Genomic DNA, 2,048 nt, shown 5'->3' with positions numbered 1-2,048 from the left:
CCGACCTGACCAACAGCAAGTGCAGCTACTGGCACTTCCGCTACGACGCCGACACCTCGATGAAGGTCGAGGCGATGACCAGCTTCATCAAGGGCCAGGCCGACATCAAGAAGGTGTTCTTGCTCAACCAGAACTACTCGCACGGCCAGCAGGTGGCCAGGTACGCCAAGGACGCGCTCAAGCGCAAGCGCCCCGACATCGAGATCGTGGGTGAAGACCTGCACCCTCTGGCCCAGGTGCGTGACTTCGCGCCCTACATCGCCAAGATCAAGGCTTCGGGTGCCGACAGCGTGATCACCGGCAACTGGGGCTCCGACCTGTCGCTGCTGGTCAAGGCGGCGGGCGAAGGCGGCTTCAACGGCAAGTTCTACACCTACTACGCCGGCGTCACGGGCACCCCCACCGCGCTGGGCAACAACGGCGCCGGCCGGGTGTACCAGGTGAGCTACAACCACTACAACATGGGTGGCCAGATGGACACCTGGATGAAGGAGTTCCAGGCCAAGTACAGCGACGACTTCTACACCGGCTCGATCATCCGCATCTTCGAGACGCTGGGCGCAGCGATGGCCAAGGCCAAGAGCACCGACCCGGTGAAGGTGGCGCCCGCGCTGGAAGGCTTGAAGCTCACCAGCACCTTCGGCGGCGAGGTGGAGATGCGCAAGGCCGATCACCAGCTGCAGCAGACGCTGTACATCAGCGTGTGGCAGAAGGCCGATGGCAAGTACCCGTACTCGCCCGAGAAGACCGGCATGACGCTGGCGCCGGTGGCCGAGTTCGCGCCTTATGTGTCCAGCACGCCCACCAGCTGCCAGATGGTGCGGCCTTCCTGACCGCGTCGACGCCGTTCTGATCCCTGAGGTTGCCGGCACCGCCGCCACGCGAAGTGGCCGGCGCGGTGCGTGCCGGCTTGTCTAGACAACGCGCCGCGCGCGCGACGACACTGCGCCGATGGAACTGTTCACGATCTCGATGCTCAACGGGCTGAGCTACGGGCTGCTGCTGTTCATGCTCAGCTCCGGGCTCACCCTCATCTTCAGCATGATGGGCGTGCTGAACTTCGCCCATGCCAGCTTCTACATGCTGGGCGCCTACGTGGCGTATTCGATCGCCCGCCTGGTGGGCTTCTGGCCCGGCCTGGTGCTGGCGCCGCTGGTGGTGGGTGTGCTGGGGGCGCTGTTCGAGCGCACCTGCCTGCGCAAGGTGCACAAGTTCGGCCATGTGCCCGAGCTGCTGACCACCTTCGGCCTGTCCTACGTCATCCTTGAATTGGTGCAGCTGATCTGGGGCCGCACGGCGGTGGAGTTCCGGCCACCGCCGGCGCTGCAGGGGCCGGCCTTCACGCTGGTCAATTCGTCGGTCAATGGCCTGCACGTGCTGTGGGGCGCCGCGCCCGAGGCCATGTGCCGCGCCACCGACGCCGCGGTGCGCGTGGTGTGTTCGCCGTTCCCGGCCACCCGCGGCTTCATGATGGTGGTGGCGCTGGCCATGCTGGTCAGCCTGTGGCTGCTGCTCACCCGCACCCGCGTGGGGCTGGTGATCCAGAGCGCGCTCACGCACCCCGAAATGGTGGAAGCGCTGGGCCACAACGTGCCGTGGGTCTTCATGCTGGTGTTCGGCGCCGGCGCGGCGCTGGCCGGGCTGGCCGGTGTGATCGGCGGCAGCACCTTCGTCACCGAGCCGGCGATGGCCGCCACCGTGGGCTCGGTCATCTTCGTGGTCGTGGTGGTGGGCGGCATGGGCTCGCTGGCCGGGGCCTTCGTGGCCTCGGTGCTCATTGGCGTCATACAGACCTTCGCGGTGGCCATCGACTACTCGGTGCTCGACCTGGCGCGGCTGCTGGGCTGGCAGCCGGGGGCGCAGGCCGCTTCGCATTCGCTGCTGCGGCTGACGGTGTCGCAGGTGGCGCCGATCCTGCCGTACCTGTTCCTGGTGCTGATCCTCATCTTCCGGCCCAAGGGCCTGCTGGGCACGCGGGAGGGGTGATGAGCCAGCGTCCATTCCATTTCCGGCCGCTCAACGTCGGCCGATGGTTCGTGTGGGGCGCT

The 2,048-nt window shown here is 66.9% G+C and carries 2 protein-coding genes; both read left to right on the top strand.

Annotation, left to right across the window (positions count from 1 at the left end; genetic code table 11):
- Positions 1-833, top strand: an 833-nt coding sequence (locus ABNT58_RS27760) for an ABC transporter substrate-binding protein (RefSeq protein WP_348756604.1), incomplete at its 5' end; no start/stop codon positions are given.
- A gap of 118 nt (positions 834-951) precedes the next feature.
- Positions 952-1,986 carry a branched-chain amino acid ABC transporter permease gene (locus tag ABNT58_RS27755; RefSeq protein ID WP_348756603.1) on the top strand — a complete coding sequence of 345 codons (1,035 nt, stop codon included), beginning with the start codon at positions 952-954 and terminating at the stop codon, positions 1,984-1,986.
- Positions 1,987-2,048 lie beyond the last annotated feature (62 nt).

Origin of the sequence: uncultured Aquincola sp. (assembly GCF_964001545.1) — a bacterium.
Classification (GTDB): domain Bacteria; phylum Pseudomonadota; class Gammaproteobacteria; order Burkholderiales; family Burkholderiaceae_C; genus Aquincola.
Note: the sequence above shows the minus strand (reverse complement) of the source record. Positions and strands in the feature narration are given on the sequence as shown.